Genomic DNA, 23768 nt, shown 5'->3' with positions numbered 1-23768 from the left:
CACTTCGTCAGCTTCAGTTTTCCGGCTCCCGGGTGTCCTTCACCGTTCCATCCCTGGAGGCGCTTCCAGTCACGACGCCCCCTCCCTGTAAAGCAGGATTGCGGTTACTTTTCCCGATCAAAGCCTTTTTTCATAATTACTAGTCTATTTTAGTCAAAACTCCTGAGCTTGTCAACCTTCAGAGCGATTATTTCATCAATTCGCCTGATATATGTCTCCGGGTCTTTAGGATTATAGTGACTGGTCAGATACCAGGTCCCCGGTTCGACAAATTTTGACCCGGCCCCGCCCCCCAGCCCGATCACTGTCTGGCGTTCCTCGATCATCTGCACATTATAAATACAGTCATGGCCGCAGCGGGCATATCCGATATTCTCCAAGGGACTGACCATGTTTTTCTGCCGGTAGAGGTAGTATGGCCTCATACCCATTTTCCCGGCAGCCTCATGAGCAAGACGGAGCATTTTATCTACCTCCCGCGGCGGAGAAATCTCAAAATTATCTTTTGCTTCATTTATACGTGAAGCACGTTTCACTGCCATTGTATGTACCGTAAGGTTTTCCGGTTCAAATACTGCAATTGCAGCCAGGGTTTGCTGCACATCGGCGGCTGTTTCTCCGGGCAGGCCGGCAATAACATCCATATTTATTGTTTTAAAGCCTGCCTGCCTGGCTATGGCAAAGGCATCAGCCACCTGATGCGGTGAATGCCGGCGTCCGATAACCTCCAGGGTCACCGGGTTCATGGTCTGGGGGTTAATACTCACTCTGGTAACACCCTGTTCCCTGGCTGCCCTGAGTTTTTCCATAGTCACAGTGTCAGGCCGTCCCGCCTCCAAGGTTATTTCAACAGTTGCCTCTGATACTAGTGAATCATTGATAACCTCAAGCAGACGGCACATTTTTTCACTGTCCAGGACAGTGGGAGTCCCGCCGCCCACATAGACAGTCTGCACCTTGCGCCCCATTTCCCCGGCAGCCCTGCCAATCGCCCTGATTTCCCCTGCCAGGGCTTCCACAAACGGTTCAACCAGGCTGGCGCTGTTCTCCACTGAATATGAGGGGAAGGAACAGTACGCACACCTGGTCGGACAGAACGGTATCCCAATATATACACTGATTAATTCCCGGGCCTCTTTTCCTTTCAGCAGGTAAACTCTCTGGCGTAAGGCTGTGTCTGTGAGCAGAACAGCCTTTTCTGCCGACATCTCATATGCCGCAGTCAGGTACTGCTCTATGCTGTCAGGCAGCCATCCTGCATCAAGAAGCCGGTGAACAATCTTGGTTGGCCTGATTCCCGTAAGGATTCCCCATGGGCCGGCGGGTTGTCCGGTGTGTTTCGTCAGCAGCCTGAAAAGGGCCAGCTTAACCAGCCTCTTCAGGTGGTTCCGCAAATCATCCGGGAAAGGGAGTGATTCCAAGTCCCCAGATACCTGTTCGGCAGCAAATTTTCCGCCTTCTTTTAATTGGGCAGTTCCTCTGATAACTGACCCGTCTACATATGAGGCGGCCTTCAGGGAAAGTTCACATTCCTCTGTATGCTCCAGGCTTATTTCTGCATCAGGGAAAAATAAGCGGACCACATCCTGACAGGTAACAGCCAGTTCTTTTTGGTTAGATAACAGTTCAATTATCATGTTTCACCCTATGGAACCATGTCTTGTTCAATAATCCAGTTACCCTCAGGATTAAGTACTACGGTAACCAGGTGTTTTCTGTTACTCCAGGCGTCTTCTTTAGTAAACTCTGTCCCGGCAACCTTTGCCGGATCTACAAAATCCCACGTAACCACAACAGTTTCGAATACTTCTGCTGTTGCCCTTTTGCCGTCAATTTTTAGGCTGCTAATTCGGAGAGTTGTCGAATATTTCATGTCTTTCACATTGTTCCACCGACCATTAGGTGACCAGTCAAGGTAAGCCCTATTCTGTTCCATGGCCTCAGGGCTGAAATACCCGGAGAGTACTTCTTTATCCTTATACAAAAAGACCACATCTGCCCGTGTTTTAAAGGCATCCTCTATAAAAAGCCTGACTTCTTCTTTATTACTTCTTGAACAGCCGGAACTTATCATAAGTATCATCAAAATAAAAATTAAATATACCTTCTTCATCCGACCGCCTCCGTCCTAATGAGAAGAATTCCCTTGTTAATATTATACACTAATTACCTATAAAAACTAAGTGAATTGAATATAAATATTTGATTATCAAATAATAGCTTCATTACCTGGTTGTAGAAACAGGAAGCCCCCAGCTCTTAGCGTCTAGCGTAGCTGGGGGAGTATTCACAAATCCATTAAGTTCACCCTATCAGTCTGCCAATTTCTTTTTTCATGTTTTCCAGGTCTACCGGATAGATTTCCAGAGGAACCCCGGTATATTCATAGAATTCCAGGACCTCTTCATCATTTATTTCTTGAAGTCCGGTATCTATATAGACTATCCGGTCATAATACCCAAAATTAATTCTGGCATCAACAGAATCCCATTTCAGTTCTTCAACAAAAATTTTTTTCCAGTTCTTCAGCCACCCATAAGAGACATAAAAAGTCTTGGCTTCAGCATCCAGGTCCTTCATCTTTTCACCCAGCAGCAGCTCAATACAGTTAATTCCGCTTACTATTTTGGCTTGATACCGTGCAATGATATCCTGTATTTCCGGATGACATTTGGTGCCAACCAGCACTGCCGGTTTCTCATCCTTTCCGGCCTCTTCCAGCCTGCTGACCAGGGCCTTCTCCAGCCTGTCAAAGTCAACATGGAGCGCGGCGTCAAAAAATAATATCCGGTTTTCTGAATTAAGTTCTTCCATAACCTTCTCTATCTCTGCTTTCAGCATGGAGCAGGCTACAAAAACTGTCTTCATATTATTTCAGCCCGGCTCTTTTAAGAATAGTTTCAGCCACATCTTCAGAGCTTTTAATAGTCTCTCTTACTGACATCAGTAAACCACTCCTTTTCACAAATTTTTCTTTTGGAGAACCATGTCCTGTCCTTTATGTTACCGGATAGTTAGCACATTTTCAGTAAAGTGGTTTACAAAAATGAAAAACTATGGTTCAGTTGGCTTTTCCGAAAAGCCTGGTAACTGTTTCCATTACCAGTATAGTGTCAAAACCGGCCTCTATCAGGTTAAATATCAGCCTTTTTTCATTAATGGGGCCATTGTCTACGGCTATCCCTTCAGCTGCCCTGTCAATAAGAAAAATTATGCTTTTCAGCAGTCTGCCTGATTCAGAGTCCTGCTTGATCTCGTATAAAACCCAGCGTGCTGTTTCCAAGTCCCTGACCAACTTGCGAATAGCTGTTTCTGAGTAAGTAAAATTGCTGTAGTTAAGCATTTTTAATTTCATCCTTCACTAATTCACGTTCAGTAAGGTAAAACCGGCGTTCAAAAACAGCAATCCGGCCCTCTCCCTTAAGGTCATTGAGAGTGTTGGTGACCATTACCCGGGAAGCATTTACCAGGTTGGCCAGGTCCTGGTGATTTAACAGAATGTCAATTTTGACTCCTTTTGGAGTATTAAGACCGTAATCCCGGGCCAGGCGCTGCAGAACATCCATGACCCTGCCCTTCACATCCTTGAAAGCCATGTTCGCCATTTGCTCTGTATAGTTGTTTAGCTTGTCTGCCAAGGTTTTAATTATTTTGAGGGAGGTCATCGGATTTTGCAGGAGACGGGGGATATCTTCTCTGGCACAGGTACACACATAGGTATCTTCCATCGCCTTGGCATTCATACTCTGATCAACATTCTCAAAGATAGTGTTTTCTCCAAATATGTCATCCTCCTGAAGAATATCAAGAGTGATTTCCTTACCCTCTTCTGAAATTTTATAAAGCAGAACCCGTCCGGCCCTAACCAAATAAATAGTGTCAGCCGGGTCACCTTCCGAGAATATAAGATCACCCTTCCGGTAAAAGATGCCCCTGGCCAGTTTAGTTACAGTCTGCTTTTCTTCTTCACTGAGGGCGTCAAATAATGCCAGGTCCTTCATACACTTGATTTTTCCGGTCACTCTCCAAATCACCTCAATCGATTGATTCATCTGTATAGTTAAAAGTATATAATAAATTCCCACGTTCTTCAGTAAAACACTTTACAAAAACCGGGTAATCCTCTCATTTCTCCTGGCTGTAATTCGACATTATCTTCCCTTGACTTCTTTGTCCCATAAAATTAAAATTAACATGCAGTTATTTTATTACATATTTTTTAAAAGGAGGTATTTTTTCATGAAGAAATTGGCAGTACTTCTCACAACAGCCGCGTTATTGGTTTCATTCATCGGCGCTGTTCAGGCTACCCCTGATAAGGCGGACAAAACAGGCAAAACCTGTGGTGAATGCCATTCCAAGATAAGTCATAACCCGTTTGGAAGCTAATGAGGGAGGACCAGTATTGGTCCTCCCTTAAATTTTATATATCGGTACAATCCCATAACCCCGTTTTCTGATTTCCTTAATTATCCTGTCAAGCCCCTCAACCACGTCCTCCGAGTTGCCGTGCAGCAAGACAACTGCACCGTTATGCAGCTGAGCGGTTATCCCTTTTATGGCTTCCTGTGGACCTTCCATAGGCAGCCAGTCCTTGATAGCCACACTCCAAAATGCCGTCCGGTAGCCCATATCCCTGGTCAGCTTCAAGGTACGCTCACTATATTCCCCCATCGGCGGTCTCATGTACTTATGCTTAATTTTATAGCCGGCGGCATCTTTAGCGACTTTTTCCCAGCCGAGGATTTCCTCTTTCACTTCATTATCCGAAAGTGTGGGCAGGCTCTTATGTTTTACGGTGTGATTTCCCATAATGTGGCCTTCACTGATAAGCTGCCTGGCCAATTGCGGCTCTTTTTCAATCCAGTGGGTGGTGACAAAAAAACTTGCTTTGACATTATTTTCTTTTAATATTTTTAGTATTCTAGGGGTCAGGCCTTCCTTTTCGTAACCAAGGTCAAAGGTCAGAGTGACCTGTTTTTTGCTGTTATCTCCCATAAACAGGGCATCATATTTCTTCACCAGGTCACGCTGGTGAGCAGTCACCTCCGGAAGCTTCCCCTGTCTGGATTTGACAAACCCCCAGCCTTCCTTTTGGTCATAAACCTCTGCAGCGCCGCTGTTTTCCTGGCCCGGAATGAGGGAACTATGCTCCCGGGACCCTGTTTTATCACTTGTTAATATATTTAGCGCGGTTACGCTGACAACCACCAGGACAATAAAAGTCACCACAAACACCCTGTTTCGCATAACATAACCCCCTGTAGTTAATTAGTCCGCAAAACTGTTTGGTTAATAGTTTTTGCCGACCACAGGGAAGTTATGCCCTCACAGGCACAGGAAAATATTTGGCCTCTGATTAGGATTATGATAGGAATATCCAGTCATGGTGCCGAAAATATGTTGTGAAATATTTTTTTGTAAAGGAGAGTCATCATGAATGTCAGGCCAAGTATCCTCATCATTCAAAACAACAAAATACTCTTATTGAAATACAACTACAGTGGACAAGAAGTCTTTGCGCTCCCCGGAGGCAGTCCAGAAGGTGACGAAACGATGGAGCGCGCCCTTATCAGGGAGTTACACGAAGAACTGATGCTCAGTATATCTGTTGACAAGCTGGTATTTGCCGGAGAGGTTGTGCTGCCTGACAAAAAAAATTCCACCCTCCACTGTGTTTTCACCGGAGAAGTCATCAGCGGCATCCCTGTAGTGAATGCCGCCGAAACGTCAGCGCTGGGTTTTCAGTGGGTGGATGAAAAACTTCTTGATTCACTGAACCTGTACCCTAATATCGGCAGGCACATTCAGACCCTGATAAAAAACGGGCCGTCAAACGAAAATGTTTATCTGGGTAAAATTCCCCAGCAATGGTTTTAGTCGGCAAAATTCAAACCGCCAAAAACAATCGCAATACTGTAATATATGCCTGTTGTCTGGTGTACGGGCTAAAAGGTGAAAAATTGTCATTTCCCGTACCGGCCATAACTGAATTTCCGGTTTCTTTATCGGCTGCTGTGGAAACAAAGTCTATTGCTTCGACAGCATAATCGGAGAAGTTACCGCTGTCGGAAAATACCTTTGGATCACCCGGAGGCTCGGTAAAATCAAGCACTTTTGCTGTCCTCTGCAGCATCACTGCAGCATCCTGCCTGGTTATTGTTCCTGTAGGATTAAACCTGTTGTTTCCCACTCCGTTTACAATGCCCAGACGGCCGGCCGCTAAAATAACCGGTTCGGTTGTATCGGTAAATGTAATTGGTGCAGATACCCGCTTTGACATACCACGGGTATTCATAAATACATCAGCTTTCATCCCCGTTTTAATTTCAATAAGATTAATTGCAAGACGGCAAAAATCAGCCCTGGAGATATCATCCCGGTAATCTTTACGCATATCTTCAGGAACAAGTCCGACAGCAATAGCACGTTCCACCTCAGACTGAGCCCAGGATTCAGGCTGTTCCACGTACTCTGGAAGGCTTATGTATCCAATTAAACCGTTCTTTCTTACGTCCACCATGCTTTCACTGATACGGTATCCTATATACTCAAATTCCCCGAATGGGACAACTATATCTCCGTCTTTATTAAACACAGCATATCCTTTTTCGTTATTTGCTGTGATATAATTATCGTTCACAGGCCCAATACTCCAATATTCACAAGGCAGAACAGTCCTTCCGCTGCGGTCTTTCAGCCCCCATCTGCCAGTAACTGCTGATACAACCAAAATGCTTCCGGTATTATCCCATAGATTTACATTACCATACCTATCGAGCGGCAGTACCACTTTACCATTTTGATTAATAACCGCACACCTACTTCATTGGCCTGAAGGACGGTAAACAGTTTACCGTCATCTGATGATGAAATGTTATCATATTGAAGCGCCACCACAAAGTCACCCGAACTATTGACCAGTCCTGCTTTGCTGCCCAAAAACACACTAAAAGTTAATGAATCTTTGATCGGCATAATGTTTGCGTACATAACCGGCAGGACCTGCTGACCCGTATTCAAATCAAATATGCCCCAAACACCGTCAATTGACCCTGGACCCGGGCGCACCGTCCGACCCTTGCCCACAATCGCGAAACCAGTGCCGGTTATACTAATAGAGTCATAGATACAGGGAATCAGCGGCTTCCCCGAATTATCAATAACTCCCCATTTTTGATTCTGTACAGCAATTAGATAATTACCGGGAACGGGTTTGGCAGCATCAGGGAAATTATAGAAAAGATTATCATATACAAAATCTATGACCACATTACCCATTGTGTTAATAACACCGTATTTCCCGCCATTCTGTACTACAGCCAAGCCTCCATGAAATTGACCGGCATTCCCATCAAACCGGCAGGGAATCTCAACTGTGTAATTAGGTGAATCTGCCGCCCATACCGGAGTTATTATTGAGGATATCCAAATCATGCAAATCAATGTACTTATAAATCTTTTTACCGGTTTTATCGTTTTCATCGTTTTTATCGTTTTTATCGTTTTCATCACTATAGTGTTACCTTAAAAACGGGTTACACCGGCGTTCTGTCCCTATCGTGGATTGGCCCATATGTCCCGGATAAACCTCAGTATCGTCAGGCAGGGCGAGTATCTTTGTCTTGATGGAGTTAATTATGGTATCAAAATCCCCTCCCGGGAAATCTGTCCTCCCGATAGAACCGTTAAACAGGGTGTCACCGGTAAAGACCGCCCCTTCAGTCTTCAGGCTGATACCGCCCCTGGTATGTCCCGGCGTATGCAGGACTTCCAGCTTTATTTCTCCAAATTCGATAGTATCACCATCTGTCAACAGTTCATCAGCAGAATCGAAGGTCTTGGCAAAACCCATAAAAGCTGCCAGGTTCTGCTTAGCATCCCCCAGCATAGCGGCATCTGCCTCATGAATCATTATCTTAGCGCCTGTAGCCTCCCGTAGTTCATCATTTCCGGCAATATGGTCAATATGTCCATGGGTATCAATGATATACTTGAGGGTAAATCCCTGTTCATCAAGATATAACCGGATCTTGGCCACATCGCCTCCGGGGTCTATTACCACAGCTTCTTTGGTCTTTTCACAACCGACAACATAACAGTTCGCCCCCATAAATCCTACCGGGATACCTTTGATTATCATGCAACCGTCCTCCTTCTTTTCCTGTATATCATGGCTTTCCTTTTTCATTCAGCGAGTAGCTTAAGAAATGATTCGCAGCGGCTCTGGAAATGACCGTGAAATATGGTGAGGTGTTGTACAAGATTTTCCTTGCAGGGCCGCCGTAAGAAAGGTTACCGCAGTTCCGCTGAGCGAAGCCACAGACCGGAGCCATAGATGGCGGAGCCGCCACTGAGCCACGGATGGCGAATTGGCGGTTTAGTCTGTGGCTTCGCCAGGAACAAGGTTAGAATTCTCCGGCGGCACTGCGGAAAATCAGTACAATAACTCGCCATATTTCATTGCCGGTCATTTCCCAGAGCCTGCGAATCATTTCTTAAAACACCTTCTTACTATCCAAAAGCATGGTAACCGGACCATGGTTATGTATTTCAACCAGCATTGTCGTCTGAAACCGGCCGGTATTTACCGGGACGCCGGCTTCCCTAAGACTGGCCACAAAATCCTCATACAGGCGTTCTGCGGGTGACGCGGCAGCCGCCTCCGAGAAGCTCGGCCTGCGGCCCTTGCGGCAGTCCCCCATCAGGGTAAACTGGGATACGGCCAATACCGCTCCTCCGGTATCCAGGACCGATACATTCATTTTACCCTCCGGGTCCTCAAATATGCGAAGCCTGGCGATCTTCTCCGCCAGGTATCTGGCATCCTCTATGGTATCCTCACGGCCCACTCCCAGGAGCACAACCAGTCCTGGGCCAATATCCCCAACCACTTCATTTTCCACAGTGACCCTGCCCTTGGTTACCCGCTGCACCACAGCCCTCACATAGCCTTCCTCCCTGAATCTGCAAAATTCATGACGGTCATTATACCCGAGGGGTAACCCTCCAAATATCATAAAGGTCTTTGATTCGCCTGATTTTACTCATTATAAAATCCAACTGTTCCAGGCTGTTGACTTCCAGAACCAGGTCGATGGTTGCCATCCGGTTCTTGGTACCCCGGGCGCTGACCCAGTCGGCGCTGATTTTCATCTCTGAAAGTACTGTCATCACATCATTTAACAGGCCTGCCCGGTCCATAGCCGAAATCTCCAGGTGGACATGGTAAGAACCCTTATCGGTGTTATCCCAGGCTACCTCAATCATCCGTTCATCTTCCCCCAGGCCGTAGACCACCACATTACGGCAGTCCTTACGGTGTACCGAGACCCCCCGGCCCCTGGTTATATACCCGACAATGGGGTCTCCCGGAACCGGGTTGCAGCATCTCGCCAGGCGGACCAGGACATCCTCTTCACCCTTAACAATAACACCACTACCCGGCTTCTGGCTTCTCTTCCGGGGTTCTTTACTGACAAAATCCTCTATGCTGAGAACCTTTTCTTTTTTGGTATCATCCTTGACCCTTGTAATGATTTGCTGTGGTGTTACCACACCCATTCCGATAGCACAATACAGGTCATCAGTGGTCACAAAGTTCAATTTCCTGGCTATTTTGTTTAACTGGTCAGTCTTGATAATTTCAGCCGGTTCGTCATAACCCAGCTTCTTGACTTCCTTTTCAAGTATATCTTTGCCCTTAATGATGTTTTCATCCCTGTTCTCCTTCTTAAACCAGGCCCTGATCTTAGTCCTGGCCTCTGAAGTCTGCACCAGGTTCAGCCAGTCTCTGCTGGGTCCGTTAGCCTGTTTGGTGGTTACAATTTCAACAATATCACCATTCTTGAGCTTGTAGTCCAGGGGTACCAGTTTACCGTTAACCTTGGCCCCTACACAACGGTGTCCAACCTGGGTGTGTATCCTGTACGCAAAATCAATGGGCACAGCATCCCGCGGCAGCTCTACTACATCCCCTTTGGGAGTAAAAACAAAGACAGTGTCGGAAAAGAGGTCAATCTTGAGAGTCTCCATAAATTCCCTGGCATCACCCATGTCTGTCTGCCATTCCAGCAGTTGGCGCAGCCATGACAGCTTATGTTCAAAATCCTCATCCTTGCCGGTCCCCTCTTTATAGCGCCAATGAGCAGCAATACCGTACTCGGAAGTCCTGTGCATCTCCCAGGTCCTGATCTGTATTTCCAGGGGTTCCCCCTGGGGCCCGATAACAGTGGTGTGCAGGGACTGGTACATGTTTGACTTGGGCATGGCTATATAGTCTTTGAACCTGCCCGGTACCGGCTTCCAGAGGGTATGGATCATGCCAAGGGCACCATAACAGTCCTTGACACTTTCCACCAGCACCCTGATGGCCATCAGGTCATAAATCTGGCTCAGTTCCTTATTCTGTTCTTCCATTTTCTTATAAATGCTGTAGAAATTCTTCGGCCTTCCCTGAATCTCGGCCTCTACACCCACCGCTTCCAGTTTATCCTTTAATTCCCTGATAACATTACTGATGAACGCTTCCCTTACGGCGCGCTTTTTAGCAATTCCATCAACAAGGTCATAATAATTATCCGGGTTCAGAAAACGAAACGAAAGGTCTTCCAACTCCCACTTAAGCTTATAGATTCCCAGGCGGTGTGCCAGGGGAGCATATATTTCAAGGGTCTCAAAAGCGATTTCCTTCTGCTTGTCTTCTCTCATATACTTAAGGGTTCTCATGTTGTGCAGTCTGTCGGCAAGCTTTATCATAATGACACGGATGTCTTTTGCCATTGCCAGGAACATCTTGCGGAGGTTTTCCACCTGCTGCTCCATTTTAGTCTTGTATTCGATACGGCTCAATTTGGTAACCCCATCAACCAGAAGGGCGACCTCAGAGCCAAAATCCTCTTCAATATTCTCCAGTGTAATGCCGGTATCCTCCACCACATCATGCAGCAGCCCGGCTGCAATGGTGACTACATCAAGCTCCAGCTTCGCCAGGATAAAGGCCACATTAAGGGGATGATTTATATAGGCCTCCCCCGAAATCCGGGTCTGCCCCTGATGAGCATCCTTGGCAAAGACATATGCCTTTCTGATGAGCTCTATATCGACATATGGGGTATATTTTTGTATTTCTGCAATCAACTGGCGGAATTTCACAAAAGCACCTTCCTTAATTCAAACCCTCGAATGTATGAAGCGCCAATATATTAAAATGGCATTAAAAAAACACCTTAGTTAATAATTATATCACATTTATTCTCCGGTGGATAATGGATATCCAGGTATTTTTCCGGGTAAATGGGCCTGTTAATCAAGCACAGCAATTCATCTGATGATGCCGTAAGAAAACCCTCCTCGAATTCCTGAAAAGCCTGTTTTTCTTCCTGTCCTTCCAGAAATCTGAGTGATGATTCTAAAGCAACTTTTTTATTCGGAACCGATTCCAGGTATATTTCCCTGGCCCTTCCCACCGACTCCCTCCGGATAAGCCTCAATTCCTCCAGGATTCCCAGGCAGGCTGAGACCAGGTTTGGCCTGGCAAATTTTATCCCGGCATCTTTTAACCTTCCGGCTATTTCTTCATTTGATGCGTTTACAGGTTGTGACTTTTCCGCCAATTCCCGGAGAACCACAAAAAGCTTGGCCAAAGTATCCCTGTCAGGTGAGGATGCATCCAGAATAAAACTGTTGATGGCCGCATCCCGTTTCCCGCAGAGCAGGTGAATTTGTGCCTTTTCACCGTCCCGGCCGCATCTGCCGCACTGTTGGTTAAACTCGGTAAAATTAAAATTTAGGTGAAAAACCAGAATATGCCTGATATCCGGGATGTCAATCCCTTCACCAAAAGCGGATGTAGACACAACGGCAGTAATTTCCCCGGTCCGGAACATCCGTTCAATATTATTCCTCTGGGCGCTGCTTAACCCTGCATGATAGAACACAATCCTGTTGGCCTTAGCCGGGAGGGATTCCCGCAGCATTGCAGCCAACTCCACAGTCTGCAGCCTGCTGTTAACATATATAATGCACTTGGAACCGGTACTGACAACCTGTTTCAGATAATTGTTTTTGTCAGGACAGTCCCTTTGATCGATAAGCAGCAGGTTAGTCCTGACGTGTGGGTCAATGACGACCTTTGCCACCCCAAGGGTATGGATAATTTCTCCGGCAACCTCCTCATCGGCGGTTGCCGTAACAGCCAGGACCGGAGGACTGCCCAGAGAAGCGGCAATCTCACCGAGGCGTCTGTATATCGGCCGGTGAGCCATTGATGACATTCCGATATGGTGACTTTCGTCAACCACGAAAAGGCCCATTTTTCTGGTCATCTGCTGCAGCCTCAGCATATGGTGCAGGACAAACTCCGGAGTAGTTAGTAAGACATCTATCTCTTCCGCTTCTAAGGCTGCAAAAAGTTGTGCCCGCTCCATTTCAGATATGGAGCCATTCCCTTTAAAAACACGGAGTCCCAGCCGTTCCAATTTAACAGACATATTTTCGAACTGGTCATTTACCAGAGCCCGCAAAGGATAAACGATAACGGTAATTTCCCGGCTGCGGATCGCTTTAAAGGCGGCTGCCGTCTGAAATACCGCCGACTTGCCCCGCCCGGTTCCAAAAATAGCCAGGGTGTTACAGCCCTGCAACAGATATCTGACAGCCTCTTTTTGTTTGTCCCGGTAAGGCCACTCACCCAGCAGAGCCTGCCTGATCCTGTCCAGCAGTTTTTCGTCATCCAGAGCAGACAGTTCCTCCCTCATAGAGGCAAGTTTTTCCGTCAATTGTTCCCTTGCTTCTTCCCTGGTCTTTTGGATGATGATATTGACACCATAATTCCTGTCTTCACCACCGGTCACCTGGGATACATAGATATCATACCGTTCCCCGCGGTCCAACAGGGGGGCAAAATGCCTGGCCAGCCGCGCATTCAGATACCCGGCCTGGACACCTGAAACAGTCTCCACCCTGATGGCATTAGCATCATGCGGGTTATCCGGTTCCCTGACCAGGTACAGCCGCTGTCCTTCTACGAGGTGGGCTGCCACTTCCTGACGGTTGCCAAAGGTAACCCCGGCAATTTTTGTGTAAAATTCCTCTTTTGCGCCAATATCTCTATAATAATCATCAGTCAGGGATGAAACCGCGTCCCGAAACAGCTCATCAATAAAATTATTTTGGCTCTCGGAGTCTTCCTCCACAGAACCCAGGCTGCCACTTCCGGCAGAAACCTGGCTGTCACTTCCGGCAGCCTGCCGGGCAGGCCTGATGTCCTTGACATTCAGTTGAAGACGTGTCCTCCCGTTCCATTCGTTTTTTTCCAGGGCAAAGACCAAATCAAAACATTCGTCATCCTCCAGAATTGCTCCCTGAGCACCAAGGTTAAATCCTATCCCATCCATTACCAGCTTGTTATCGGTAACCCTTAGTTTGAGATGAGACCCATCTGAGCCGACCTTGCGGTAATCGAGCACCCCTGCATTGCGGCAGGCCAGGACCGGGTCAGGGTTCTGGCACCCATATGGAGCCAGCATCTCCAACTGACAGAATAATTTAATATCAAGTTCACTCAGTTCCACTTCAGTGTCAATAAACACCTCCGGAACCAGATCATCTTCCGTTATCAGCTGAGAGGCATGGCGGTTAACCGCCTCCCTAAATCCGGCAATGTTTTCCGCAGCCAGGGTCAGCCCTGCGGCCTGACTGTGTCCGCCGTACCTAATCAGGTAATCCTGGCCGGCCCTAAAGGCCTCAAAAATGTTAAATGGGGGGATACTTCTGGCTGATCCCTTGGCAGTTTCGCCATCAATGCCGAGAAGGACTACCGGCCTGTAAAAATCCTGCACCAGTTTGGAGGCCACGATCCCAATAACCCCCAGGTGCCAGCCCTCTTTTGCCAGGACTATGACCTTATCCCTGTCGAGGTCAATGCCGCCACCCGGTACGCCACCCTGTATCATTTCCAGAGCCTCCGCATAAATCCCGGCCTCAACGTTCTGTCTTCTCACATTTAATGAACACAGCTCCGCCGCCAGCGCCTTCGCTTCTGCCTCATCCTCGCTGAGCAGGAGCCTGACACAGATAGCGGCATCACCAAGCCTTCCGGCGGCATTGATTCTTGGCGCCATCTGGTAAGCAACCTGACGTGTACTCACATTAGCAGGGTCTATGCCGCACTCCTCCATAAGGGCCCGCAGCCCTATATTTACCGTACTGCCCAGGAATTTAAGCCCTTCCTTTACAAAGACCCTGTTCTCGCCCTTTAATGGCACTATATCGGCAATAGTACCCAGACTGAGAAGTTCTGCCATTTCCCTTAATTCCCCCAGGTCTGTCTCTTCAAGCAGACACTGTCCAAGCTTAAAGGCCACCCCAACTCCTGCCAGGTCCTTAAAGGGGTAAGGACAATCAGCCTGCTTGGGATTGATTACGGCAGATGCCACCGGCAGTTCTGCCGGTGGTTCATGATGGTCTGTAATAATAACATCTATGCCCAGAATGTTGGCCAACCCGACCTCTGCAAGGGCAGAAATTCCGCTGTCAACTGTAATTATCAGATTAACTCCGTCCCTGCCTGCGGCCCTCACCGCTTCCTGATTCATGCCATAACCTTCGGTCAGCCTTACAGGTATGTAATAATCGGCTGCAGCGCCTATCCTTTGCAGCGCTTTTAGCAGCACAGCAGTACTGGTAACCCCGTCAACATCGTAATCTCCGAAAATACGTATTTTTTCGCTGTTAGCCACAGCACGGCGTATTCTGTCCACAGCTTTTTCCATATCCTTCATCAACAACGGGGCATTCAGCAGCTCTGTTTTCCCTGACAGGAAGTTTCGTGCTTCTGCAGTTGTGGTGATCCCCCTGTTAATCAGGATCTGGGCAACCACCCTTGATATACCCAGTTTCAAAGAAAATATATCCATTAGTGCCGCATTTGGTTTTGGGATACGCCAATTCCGGGCAACTCCCGGACCCTGTTGAGAAATATTTTTTGTCACTCACTCTCAGCTCCGCCAAAATTTTATTGTGATATTGGTCCTGATACTCAAAATGAAAAATGGCTTGAGAAATTGATTCCCCCAGCCCTTTTTCACCATTTCTATTGATTACCGCTTTCCTCTGATTCCTGACCTGTACCGTTACTTTGCAGGTCATTCAGCTTTCGCTGCAGGAACCCGACTTCCGTCTCCAGAGTTTCCGCCTGAGATTTATACTGTTTTAACATCTTCCTGAGTTTTAGCTGTTTAACCACTCCAAAAAGCCCGGCTGCCAATGCTCCAATCAACGCTGAGCCAAAGATGACCACAACCAGTGAGATATTCTTCAACTGCCAGAAAAACAATGTAATCTCAACCCGGGAAGCATTCTGTACCGCAAAAACGGCCACACCAATGGAGAATAACAGAGCCAGTACCAGATAAATCTGCAACAGGCAAACCCCCTTAACGGTTTTTTTTAATTATTCTACCTTTTCTCGCAATTTCCTTTTTAAGTTTATCGCAATTTCTTGTTTAAGAAGCAGAAGAAGATGCTTTGTTTCACTCCCGTAATTAAATGTGGCGCTTGTTTTAATTTGGAACATTAATGTAGGAAGTGGCAGATGTATTCCGGAAGGATGAGTCTGACATCAGCTTGTCGGCCACCCGCTTTAGCGGGAGCCGGTAACAAGCTGAGTTGTAGCCATCCTGGAGGGATATATCTGTCACTTCCTTGCATAATCTAAATTTAAAGAGGCCCCCTTTTAATTATGGGAGCCCCCATTGAATCAATTTGCTTCTACAACCTCTATGCTCTGCCCTTCTCCATCCCTTTCAGCATAACCCACATCGGGCTGGCATTAAAGATTGATGAATAAGCCCCGCTGACCACCCCAATCAGGAGCGCCAGGGTGAAAATCTTGATGGTGGCTCCGCCGTAAACCAGCAGGGCCAAAAGAATGAAGACAACTGTCAATACGGTATTTATTGACCTGACCAGTGTCTGCAGAATACTTTTGTTGACCATCTGCTCCAGGTCTTCTCCCTTTTTCCGCTTATTCAGGTTTTCCCTGATGCGGTCAAAAATAACAATGGTATCATTAATGGAATAACCGATAATTGTCAGAATAGCCGCCACAAAGGTACTGTCAACCTCCCACCAGAATATTGAAAAGAGCCCCAGGGTGATAAAAACGTCATGAAGCAAAGCAACAATTGCCGATATCCCGAATCTGAATTCAAACCTGTAGGAAATATAGGCAACCATCAGCGCAGCTGCGATTAACAGCGCCAAAATAGCATTCCGGGTTAATTCCTTCCCGATGGTGGGTCCTATCTTGCTGATACTCAGCTTCTCTTCATCATAGGGACCGATTTTTTCCTTCAATAGAGACATCAAATCGGCCTGTTTCTTATCATCAAGAACTACAGTCCTGATAATTGCAGCCCGGCTGCCGGACATCTGGATACTGCTCTTCTCCAGACCAACTTCTTTTAAGACATCCCTTAACTGGGCAACGGTAACATCACTTTTAAACTCAATGTTAATCAGGTTACCACCGGTAAACTCAATCCCAAGGTTCAGGGGCGAACCCAGAGTAACCCATTTGAATGCCATGCTGATCAGCCCCGGGATAATTACCAGGAGTGAAATGGCAAACCATATCTTACGTCTTCCTACTATATCCATTACAATGCACCTCCTAGGCCCCAAAGAGCTTGGTATTTTTGATTCCGGTGTTCACGGTAAGCCTCAGCAGCCAACGCGTAAAGGTAATCGCTGTAAACATACTGGCAAGAATACCGATACTCAGCGTAATCGCAAAGCCCCTGATAGCTCCTGTACCCAGGAAATACAATATAGCAGCCGCAATCAGTGTCGTGGTATTGGCATCAAAAATTGTGGTAAAGGCCCTGGAAAAGCCTGATTCAATTGCCCTGCGCAGTGAATTCCCCTCCCTGAGTTCATCCTTGACACGCTCAAAAATTATAATATTGGCATCAACAGCCATCCCGATCGACAGGAGAAAACCCGCAATCCCCGGAAGGGTAAGGGTGGCATTCAAGGCAGCTAGAATCCCAAGAACCAGAAACATGTAAATAATCAGGGAAATATTAGCCAGTAAACCCGGCAGGCGATAAAAAGCTATCATAAAAATCAGGATGGCGGCAACGCCTATTATCCCCGCCTTGGTTGATTTCTGCAGGGAATCAACGCCAAGAGTCGGTCCCACGCTCTGCACGGCTACCTTATCCAGCTTAACCGGCAAAGCTCCGGAGCGCAGCAGGATGGCAATCTCGTTGGCATCCTCAAGAGTCTCATAGCCGCCGGAAATCTCGGCATCACCGGTAGTAATAGGTTCTTTTACATAAGGACTCGTCAGTACTTCTTCATCCAAAACTATGGAAATAACTCTGTTAGGGTCATCGGGGTTGGGATACTTGCGGACAAGCTCGGTGGTAATTTGAGAAAACTTCTTCTGCCCTTCAGCATTAAACCGCATGGCCACATATGGCTCATTATCTGTTGGTCTGATGGCTGCCGTGGCATCCTTCAGATCCTGACCCTTGAGAACAACCTTGCCGTCAGCGGTAACAAACGTGAGCTGTGCTGTCCGTCCGATCATGTCAATGGCTTCCTGGGTATTCTTGACCCCCGGAAGTTCCACAATCAGCCTGCGGGAACCTTCCTTCTGGATCATAGGCTCCTTAAGCCCTGTCTGGTTTACCCGGTTTTCGATGACAACTTTCACCCTATCAATGGAGTCCGGCTGCACCGGAGCTTCGGGAGTGTCTACGGCCTCGAGAACGACATGCACCCCACCCTGCAGGTCAAGCCCCAGGTTGATGTTTTTCTGTAAAACCTGATACCTGACCAGCAAATATCCGCCCACTCCTACAACAAGAAAAATAATTAAAAGTATTGCAAGACTTCTGCCCTTCATTATGAACGTTTCCTCCTTAGTTCAATTGTGCGGAACACACTCCCACAAAACCCCCACGGTATATTATATACCCGCCCAAAATGCTTGTCAATGAATGTGAATTCAAGGTTACAGCAGCTTGGCGCCATTGATTTCCAGGGCAAAACGGCTGTTCAGGAAGTCAGCAGCCCGGCGGCATAACACCATCCTGCTGAGAAATATTTCGAAATACTCCATTACAGGACATATTTGGATATCAATGGTTAGTTCCATGGTAATTTTCCTGGTTTCACCGGTAACCCTGAGGAATGAATGTTCCACAGCATAATTGACCCGGTCATGAATATCAAATGTAGCAAAATCCTGATTCCTTACCCTGGACCGGTGCACATCCGATTTATCGGCAAGGATTAGGGCTGCGGCCACACTGTTAACCGGATGCCCGTATTCTTCTTCATGGTTTCCGATTGCTGAGATGACCATGGCAATTTCTTCGGGAGACATGCCCATCTTGGACAGGACATGAAAAGCCAGAGTGGCACCCGACTGACCGTGGTCATAACGGCTGATGACATTGCCGATATCATGCATATACCCGGCAATTGCCGCCAGCTCAACTTCCCTCTGAGGATAATTGAGCCGTTCCAGGATGTTCCGCGAAATCCGGGAGATTAAATTAATATGCCTGTACCCATGTTCGGTAAATCCCATCACACCAAGATATTCATTACCCTTTCGGATACAGGTGTCAACTATGGGGTCCTTTTTTATGTCATCAAGAGTTATCATGTTGTCCTCCCTTTGGGTGCCTTACCCCAAAAATAAAGCTGTTTCTTTTTGCTTATGTTATTTATTTCTATTATTTATTTCTATTTTAATCGATAAAATACCTTTTGGGTACTGTTTACTTTTTTTATGTTCATGATAATCTGTTCCGCGGCAAAAAAAAGGGGCAGGTCTCTTCCCGCCCTTTTTCAGCTTAACTTATTCTGCTTCACCCAGGTAAGCAACAGATGATTTCAGCAGTTCAATATTTACATTATCTGCTACTTTAAGAATGATAGTTTTTTCCTTGACTTTTACCACTGTACCGATAATACCTCCAATGGTAGTAACCTTCACATTCGGTTCAAGACTTTCGACAGTCTGCAGGTGCTGTTTCTTCCTCTGCTGCTGAGGACGAATCAGCATAAAATAGAATATGGCCGCCAGGACTGCGAAATATATTATCGTGGTGCCGTACTGTTCCATAGTTGTTTCCCCCCTTTACTGTAAGTTATGCTAATTATATTCCTTCGCCTGCTCATAGCCGTATTTGGCAAAAAATCTGTCCCTCAATTCAGGGAGGTAATCACCGGCAATCGCCGCCCTGATATCCTTCATCAGGTTCAGCAGGAAATGCAGGTTATGGATGGTAGTCAGCCGCAAGCCCAGAATTTCATCTGCCTTAAAAAGATGCCTGATGTAAGCCCTGGTATAGTTGCGGCAGGTATAACACGAGCATTCCTCATCAAGAGGGCGAAAATCCCGGGCGTTGTTTGCATTTCTCACTACCAGCCTGCCATGTGAGGTCATCACTGTTCCATTCCTGGCAATGCGCGTGGGCAGGACACAGTCAAACATATCAACACCACGAATCACACCTTCAATCAGGCAGTCAGGTGAACCGACCCCCATCAGATACCGCGGTTTGCCTGCAGGAAGCAGGGGTACCGTGCATTCCAGCATTTCATACATCAGCGGCTTTGGCTCACCCACACTCAAGCCCCCGATTCCATAGCCGGGGAAATCCATTGCCGTCAGCTCCCTGACGCTCCGCTCCCGAAGGTCTGCATACATCCCCCCCTGGACAATGGCAAACAGGGCCTGAGCTTCATGGTGATGAGCCTCCTTACACCGTGCCGCCCAGCGAGTGGTACGCTCAAGGGCTGCTTCGGTATATTCCCTGGTACTGGGATATGGGGCACACTCATCAAAAGCCATTGCGATATCTGAGCCCAGAGCCATTTGTACCTGGGTAGCCCGCTCGGGACTCATAAAATGGGTCGAACCGTCAATATGGGATTTAAAAGTCACCCCATCCTCAGCTACTTTCCGCAGCGGTCCCAGGCTGAATACCTGAAATCCCCCGCTGTCGGTAAGTATCGGCCTGTCCCAGTTCATAAACCGGTGCAGCCCCCCGGCCTCTCTGATGAGATCCTCACCGGGCCTCAGATAAAGGTGATATGTATTACTGAGGATTATTTCAGCCTTAAGTTCCTTGAGCTCTTCTGGAGTCATCGCCTTAACAGTAGCCTGGGTACCCACAGGCATAAACACAGGAGTTTCAATAATTCCGTGTGGAGTTTGCAGCCTTCCCAGGCGCGCTCCGGTTCGTTTACATTCTTTTATCAATTCATATCTTACTGCCAAAATACCATGCCACCTTCTATTTGTCCATTATAGCAAAACTGCATAATAAAGGCAAACTATACTATACTCTCCCAGTCACGTCTTCCATGCAGAACACGGACGATGTTGATTGTGTTTTTACTTTTATTCACGGTATAGAATAACAGGTAATTATCAATCGGCAGCTTTCGCATTCCTTTTGCCGCCAGATATTTATCTTGGACGAGGCTATGACGTTCCGGAAGTTCTTCCAAAGCCATCATAGCCGCCTCTATTCTTTCCAGCTGTTTCAACGCCGTAATAGGCTCTTTTAGCTCACAGGAAATATAGTCTGCAATTCTATCAAGGTCAGCTTCGGCAGCTTCTGCGATAACCAGACAATATGTCTTCATTTCCTTAACCTGCCTTCTATCCTTGCAAACACTTCCCGCGCAGGTTTCACACGGCTATTTTCAATATCATCCAATCCCTTTTCAAGCAAGGCGTACAACTCAAATTTTCCAACAAGCCTTTCATATGTCTCAATGCTCATAACCGCAAGGTCCCCGGAACCATTCTTCGTGATATATACAGGCTCATTGTATTTATGGCAAAACTCCGAAATTTCATTATAGCTGTTTCTTAAGTCTGAACTTGGTCTAATGGTTGGCATTTCATCCACCTCCATATTTATCATACTCAAATCTTATCGAAATATTGATATATTGTCAAGAAGGTGTCCGAGCACTTCTTATCAATTCAGCAATGACCAATCTATTATAATATCAGCATAGCATCACCAAAACTGAAAAAACGATACCTTTGAGAAACTGCCTGCCGGTAAGCCTCCAATACCTTTTCCCGGCCCGCAAATGCAGCAACCAGCATCAGGAGGGTTGATTTGGGAAGGTGAAAATTTGTAATCAGCATATCGACAGCCTTAAACCGGTAACCGGGGTAGATGAAAATATCCGTCCACCCGCTGCCCGGAGTGACCATGCCATTATCACCGGCAGCTGTTTCCAGGGTCCTGGCAGAGGTTGTCCCTACTGAGATCACACGGCCCCCTTCCTTTTTAGCCCTGTTGACCGCAGTCGCAGCTTCCGGACTCATTTCATAATATTCCGCGTGCATTTTATGTTCCAGGATATTCTCGGTTTTAACCGGTCTGAAAGTTCCCAGGCCCACATGGAGCAGCAATTCGGCCTTCTCAATACCCGAGCCCGCAATTCTCTCCAGGAGTTCCGGGGTGAAATGAAGTCCCGCAGTAGGGGCAGCTGCCGACCCGGGGACTCTAGCATAAACTGTCTGATACCTTTCCCGGTCATGAAGCTCTTTCCTGATGTACGGGGGGAGGGGCATCTGCCCGAGCCGGTCAAGGATGTCTTCAAATACGCCGTCATAGCTAAAGCACAGCACACGGCCTCCGGCGTCGGTACTGCCGACAGCTTCGGCTGCCAGCATGCCGTCGCCAAAAACAATCCTGGTCCCGGGCCGGACCCTTTTCCCCGGTTTTACCAGGGTCTCCCATGTATTTAAAGCAGCTCTTTTTAACAGCACAACCTCAATCCTGGCCCCGGTCCCTTCCTTGACACCTATCAGTCTTGCGGGAATAACCCGGGTATTATTCAGTACCAATACATCTCCCGGTCTGAAATACTCAATACAGTCAGTAAACCGCCTGTGTTCTATGGCGCCGGTATCCCGGTGCAAAACCAGGAGCCTGGATTTATCCCTTGATTCGGCAGGTTCCTGGGCAATCAACTCCTCAGGAAGGTAATAATCAAATTCGGATAGCTTCACACTTCTGTCTCCTTTATAATAGGCCATTTCTAATGTTCTGATACATAATGCCGGTTCCGGCTGACTCCCGGAAACCGGCATTCATTTGCGCAGCTAATTATCAAATCATTATAGCAGGCTGCTTATCAGCCATCATAATCGTCAGTAACTTGCACTCCCGTATAATAAAAAGCCAAAATATCCAGGTGATTCTTGCCCTGCTGAGCCATTTCATAGGCTCCCCACTGGGACATCCCAACACCATGGCCCCAGCCGTGGCCTTCAAACACCACCATCCCGGTGGCCGACTTATTGTAGGCTGAAGTACTATTGGCATCAACAGCATAAAATTCTGCACTGGTTTGATTAAGGATCGCAGCAGCGCCATCTTCGCTTACCCCGTAAAGCTTTGTTCCCTCAACCGAGGCCTGCTGTCCCGAGCCGTTTAACACAGAATAACTGGGTTTGGTAACCTGGTCTGTCCTAACATCAAAAAACCGGCTCATGAAATTGGAGCTGCTTATATACGTATAAAAACTGGGGTTAAACATCTGCCCGAAACGGGTCCCGGTCATGGTAATAGTATTACCGTTTATATCTGTTATCATTACAGAGTCCACCCGCCCGGAAGGAAACTTGTCCAGCTTAAAGGAGCTAATCGGACCTATCTGCTGTCCGGCCTGGATAACCCGGTTCCTGACCTCATCCAGAGAAGCGGTAAATGTCCAGTTGGCATAACCGTGAACAGCGCTGTACGGGTCAGGTTTGCCCCTCAGGTAAGGGACAGGATCGGTGCCCCACACATTTTCATTATCCTCAGTATGACCCCCGCTGGTAGAGTGATAAACTGCGCTGATCGGTCTTTCGTTATATACAATTATTTTCTCCGAAGTCTCATTCACAGCCTTGGCGGCATTGGCCCCCTCGCTGTTAAAGCCGCCATAAGCCTGATCGCTGGGAGTATCCAGAACATTAAACCCTTCCACAATACGCTTGTTATAATTGGCCACAGTATAGGTACGTGCCGCAATCGCCTGTGCCTTTAATGCTTCCAGCGGCCAGCTATTACTCATCTCCCGGGGCACAACACCATAGAGGTATTCATCCATGGGGAGGTCATTGATCGCTGTGACAGCGCTGCCGGAGTTGCGGAATTCCATATTACCCCGATACCATTTGCCAAGATTTGTACCGGCGTCTTCCAGGTTTGCGTATCCTGAAAGTAATACCCTGTTATCAGAGCTGTGGGTAACTTCCCTGACCATAACAGCGCCTGTGGTTATTTTCTGTGCCTCCCCATTTTTATAAACCTGCACCCCGCTGGGAAGGTAATAAACCTGCCACTGCTCACCTTCTGCCGGTGTTCCGATCACTTCATCCCCCGGGATGGCGGCAAGGTCAACAATCTGGTAGTTTCCCTTGACTGAAAATGTGATTGAAGCCGCATTGCGGTACGCAGACCCGGTATTTGATGTGATGATGCCCACTCTGACCTTACCCGGAATCTGGGCCTGGGAAGATACAGCCGGCAGCAATACCATCAGTACCGCAGCAGTTAATAATATATGTATTTTTCCGGTTAATCTCTTTAAATCCGCCAAGTATGAATTCCCTCCCCAATGCAGTATAACTAAGGCATTTCGACAAAATCAGCTCAGTTTCCTGCTATGGGGGAAAATAAATAGGCTGCCTCCGTTATGTGGAGACAGCCCTGTACTTT

The 23768-nt window shown here is 47.2% G+C and carries 24 protein-coding genes and 1 other annotated feature (1 of these 25 only partly in view); of the genes, 2 read left to right on the top strand and 22 right to left on the bottom strand.

Annotation, left to right across the window (positions count from 1 at the left end):
• Positions 1–130: a binding site (T-box leader), on the bottom strand (it extends 103 nt beyond the left edge of the window).
• 19 nt (positions 131–149) lie between these two features.
• The 5 genes from hemZ to Ga0451573_RS13955 all read right to left on the bottom strand — a co-directional run bounded on the left by hemZ (position 150) and on the right by Ga0451573_RS13955 (position 4022).
• Positions 150–1637 (bottom strand): coproporphyrinogen dehydrogenase HemZ, encoded by a 1488-nt coding sequence (hemZ, locus tag Ga0451573_RS13975; RefSeq protein ID WP_231684751.1) that lies wholly within the window; start codon positions 1635–1637, stop codon positions 150–152.
• 8 nt (positions 1638–1645) lie between these two features.
• A complete protein-coding gene (locus Ga0451573_RS13970; protein ID WP_231684750.1) occupies positions 1646–2113 on the bottom strand; it encodes a hypothetical protein in 468 nt (155 codons plus the stop codon).
• Between the two features lie 191 nt (positions 2114–2304).
• The gene (locus tag Ga0451573_RS13965) at positions 2305–2868 is read right to left on the bottom strand and encodes a DUF1638 domain-containing protein (protein ID WP_231684749.1); all 564 of its coding nucleotides are present in this window, start codon (positions 2866–2868) and stop codon (positions 2305–2307) included.
• Between the two features lie 193 nt (positions 2869–3061).
• The gene (locus Ga0451573_RS13960) at positions 3062–3343 is read right to left on the bottom strand and encodes a hypothetical protein (protein WP_231684748.1); all 282 of its coding nucleotides are present in this window, start codon (positions 3341–3343) and stop codon (positions 3062–3064) included.
• The gene (locus tag Ga0451573_RS13955) at positions 3336–4022 is read right to left on the bottom strand and encodes a Crp/Fnr family transcriptional regulator (protein ID WP_231684747.1); all 687 of its coding nucleotides are present in this window, start codon (positions 4020–4022) and stop codon (positions 3336–3338) included. Before Ga0451573_RS13955 ends, Ga0451573_RS13960 begins: the two co-directional genes overlap by 8 nt.
• 217 nt (positions 4023–4239) lie before the next feature.
• Between Ga0451573_RS13955 and Ga0451573_RS13950 the strand changes: the two genes are divergently transcribed.
• Entirely contained in the window at positions 4240–4389 is a 150-nt protein-coding gene (locus tag Ga0451573_RS13950; protein WP_231684746.1) for a hypothetical protein, read from the top strand.
• Between the two features lie 27 nt (positions 4390–4416).
• Here Ga0451573_RS13950 and Ga0451573_RS13945 read toward each other — a convergent pair whose 3' ends face one another.
• On the bottom strand, positions 4417–5250 hold the full coding sequence (locus Ga0451573_RS13945) for a delta-lactam-biosynthetic de-N-acetylase (RefSeq protein WP_231684745.1): 834 nt from the start codon (positions 5248–5250) through the stop codon (positions 4417–4419).
• Positions 5251–5436: 186 nt separating this feature from the next.
• On the opposite strand from Ga0451573_RS13945, the gene Ga0451573_RS13940 reads away from it, so the two are divergent.
• The gene (locus tag Ga0451573_RS13940) at positions 5437–5880 is read left to right on the top strand and encodes an NUDIX domain-containing protein (RefSeq protein WP_231684744.1); all 444 of its coding nucleotides are present in this window, start codon (positions 5437–5439) and stop codon (positions 5878–5880) included.
• A gap of 10 nt (positions 5881–5890) precedes the next feature.
• Here the strand turns inward: Ga0451573_RS13940 and Ga0451573_RS13935 are convergent, their stop codons facing one another.
• The 16 genes from Ga0451573_RS13935 to Ga0451573_RS13860 form a co-directional block, all read right to left on the bottom strand.
• Positions 5891–6793 (bottom strand): S-layer homology domain-containing protein, encoded by a 903-nt coding sequence (locus Ga0451573_RS13935; protein WP_331459426.1) that lies wholly within the window; start codon positions 6791–6793, stop codon positions 5891–5893.
• Positions 6760–7512 (bottom strand): WG repeat-containing protein, encoded by a 753-nt coding sequence (locus Ga0451573_RS13930; protein ID WP_231684811.1) that lies wholly within the window; start codon positions 7510–7512, stop codon positions 6760–6762. Before Ga0451573_RS13930 ends, Ga0451573_RS13935 begins: the two co-directional genes overlap by 34 nt.
• A gap of 10 nt (positions 7513–7522) precedes the next feature.
• The gene (locus Ga0451573_RS13925) at positions 7523–8143 is read right to left on the bottom strand and encodes an MBL fold metallo-hydrolase (protein ID WP_231684742.1); all 621 of its coding nucleotides are present in this window, start codon (positions 8141–8143) and stop codon (positions 7523–7525) included.
• 355 nt (positions 8144–8498) lie between these two features.
• The gene (gene dtd / locus Ga0451573_RS13920; RefSeq protein ID WP_231684741.1) at positions 8499–8948 is read right to left on the bottom strand and encodes a D-aminoacyl-tRNA deacylase; all 450 of its coding nucleotides are present in this window, start codon (positions 8946–8948) and stop codon (positions 8499–8501) included.
• Between the two features lie 40 nt (positions 8949–8988).
• Entirely contained in the window at positions 8989–11154 is a 2166-nt protein-coding gene (locus tag Ga0451573_RS13915) for a RelA/SpoT family protein (RefSeq protein WP_231684740.1), read from the bottom strand.
• Positions 11155–11228: 74 nt separating this feature from the next.
• Positions 11229–14993, bottom strand: coding sequence for a single-stranded-DNA-specific exonuclease RecJ (gene recJ, locus Ga0451573_RS13910; protein ID WP_231684739.1), 3765 nt, complete (start codon positions 14991–14993; stop codon positions 11229–11231).
• A 101-nt stretch (positions 14994–15094) separates the two neighbouring features.
• Positions 15095–15424 carry a LapA family protein gene (locus Ga0451573_RS13905; protein WP_231684738.1) on the bottom strand — a complete coding sequence of 110 codons (330 nt, stop codon included), beginning with the start codon at positions 15422–15424 and terminating at the stop codon, positions 15095–15097.
• A gap of 356 nt (positions 15425–15780) precedes the next feature.
• Positions 15781–16662: a protein translocase subunit SecF gene (secF, locus tag Ga0451573_RS13900; RefSeq protein ID WP_231684737.1), complete on the bottom strand. Its 882-nt coding sequence runs from the start codon at positions 16660–16662 to the stop codon at positions 15781–15783.
• A gap of 13 nt (positions 16663–16675) precedes the next feature.
• Positions 16676–17917 (bottom strand): protein translocase subunit SecD, encoded by a 1242-nt coding sequence (secD, locus tag Ga0451573_RS13895; protein ID WP_231684736.1) that lies wholly within the window; start codon positions 17915–17917, stop codon positions 16676–16678.
• A 108-nt stretch (positions 17918–18025) separates the two neighbouring features.
• Positions 18026–18685: an HD domain-containing protein gene (locus Ga0451573_RS13890; protein ID WP_231684735.1), complete on the bottom strand. Its 660-nt coding sequence runs from the start codon at positions 18683–18685 to the stop codon at positions 18026–18028.
• 195 nt (positions 18686–18880) lie between these two features.
• The gene (yajC, locus tag Ga0451573_RS13885; RefSeq protein ID WP_231684734.1) at positions 18881–19147 is read right to left on the bottom strand and encodes a preprotein translocase subunit YajC; all 267 of its coding nucleotides are present in this window, start codon (positions 19145–19147) and stop codon (positions 18881–18883) included.
• A 30-nt stretch (positions 19148–19177) separates the two neighbouring features.
• A complete protein-coding gene (gene tgt, locus Ga0451573_RS13880; protein ID WP_269438288.1) occupies positions 19178–20308 on the bottom strand; it encodes a tRNA guanosine(34) transglycosylase Tgt in 1131 nt (376 codons plus the stop codon).
• 56 nt (positions 20309–20364) lie between these two features.
• Positions 20365–20679: a type II toxin-antitoxin system RelE/ParE family toxin gene (locus Ga0451573_RS13875; protein WP_231684733.1), complete on the bottom strand. Its 315-nt coding sequence runs from the start codon at positions 20677–20679 to the stop codon at positions 20365–20367.
• Entirely contained in the window at positions 20676–20939 is a 264-nt protein-coding gene (locus tag Ga0451573_RS13870) for a type II toxin-antitoxin system prevent-host-death family antitoxin (RefSeq protein ID WP_231684809.1), read from the bottom strand. The genes Ga0451573_RS13875 and Ga0451573_RS13870 overlap by 4 nt, the downstream gene beginning before the upstream one ends.
• Before the next feature lie 104 nt (positions 20940–21043).
• Positions 21044–22069: a tRNA preQ1(34) S-adenosylmethionine ribosyltransferase-isomerase QueA gene (gene queA, locus Ga0451573_RS13865; RefSeq protein ID WP_231684732.1), complete on the bottom strand. Its 1026-nt coding sequence runs from the start codon at positions 22067–22069 to the stop codon at positions 21044–21046.
• Between the two features lie 125 nt (positions 22070–22194).
• Entirely contained in the window at positions 22195–23649 is a 1455-nt protein-coding gene (locus tag Ga0451573_RS13860) for a SpoIID/LytB domain-containing protein (RefSeq protein ID WP_231684731.1), read from the bottom strand.
• Between the last annotated feature and the right edge of the window lie 119 nt (positions 23650–23768).

This window comes from Phosphitispora fastidiosa, from assembly GCF_019008365.1.
Taxonomy (GTDB): domain Bacteria; phylum Bacillota; class Thermincolia; order Thermincolales; family UBA2595; genus Phosphitispora; species Phosphitispora fastidiosa.
Note: the sequence above shows the minus strand (reverse complement) of the source record. Positions and strands in the feature narration are given on the sequence as shown.

Bases quoted from the DNA above. Each gene is read 5' to 3' on its own strand.
- hemZ (WP_231684751.1), bottom strand. From the start codon at position 1,637: ATGATAATTGAACTGTTATCTAACCAAAAAGAACTGGCTGTTACCTGT.
- Ga0451573_RS13970 (WP_231684750.1), bottom strand. From the start codon at position 2,113: ATGAAGAAGGTATATTTAATTTTTATTTTGATGATACTTATGATAAGT.
- Ga0451573_RS13965 (WP_231684749.1), bottom strand. From the start codon at position 2,868: ATGAAGACAGTTTTTGTAGCCTGCTCCATGCTGAAAGCAGAGATAGAG.
- Ga0451573_RS13960 (WP_231684748.1), bottom strand. From the start codon at position 3,343: ATGCTTAACTACAGCAATTTTACTTACTCAGAAACAGCTATTCGCAAG.
- Ga0451573_RS13950 (WP_231684746.1), top strand. From the start codon at position 4,240: ATGAAGAAATTGGCAGTACTTCTCACAACAGCCGCGTTATTGGTTTCA.
- Ga0451573_RS13945 (WP_231684745.1), bottom strand. From the start codon at position 5,250: ATGCGAAACAGGGTGTTTGTGGTGACTTTTATTGTCCTGGTGGTTGTC.
- Ga0451573_RS13940 (WP_231684744.1), top strand. From the start codon at position 5,437: ATGAATGTCAGGCCAAGTATCCTCATCATTCAAAACAACAAAATACTC.
- Ga0451573_RS13930 (WP_231684811.1), bottom strand. From the start codon at position 7,512: ATGAAAACGATAAAAACGATAAAAACGATGAAAACGATAAAACCGGTA.
- Ga0451573_RS13925 (WP_231684742.1), bottom strand. From the start codon at position 8,143: ATGATAATCAAAGGTATCCCGGTAGGATTTATGGGGGCGAACTGTTAT.
- secF (WP_231684737.1), bottom strand. From the start codon at position 16,662: ATGGATATAGTAGGAAGACGTAAGATATGGTTTGCCATTTCACTCCTG.
- secD (WP_231684736.1), bottom strand. From the start codon at position 17,917: ATGAAGGGCAGAAGTCTTGCAATACTTTTAATTATTTTTCTTGTTGTA.
- Ga0451573_RS13890 (WP_231684735.1), bottom strand. From the start codon at position 18,685: ATGATAACTCTTGATGACATAAAAAAGGACCCCATAGTTGACACCTGT.
- yajC (WP_231684734.1), bottom strand. From the start codon at position 19,147: ATGGAACAGTACGGCACCACGATAATATATTTCGCAGTCCTGGCGGCC.
- Ga0451573_RS13875 (WP_231684733.1), bottom strand. From the start codon at position 20,679: ATGAAGACATATTGTCTGGTTATCGCAGAAGCTGCCGAAGCTGACCTT.
- Ga0451573_RS13870 (WP_231684809.1), bottom strand. From the start codon at position 20,939: ATGCCAACCATTAGACCAAGTTCAGACTTAAGAAACAGCTATAATGAA.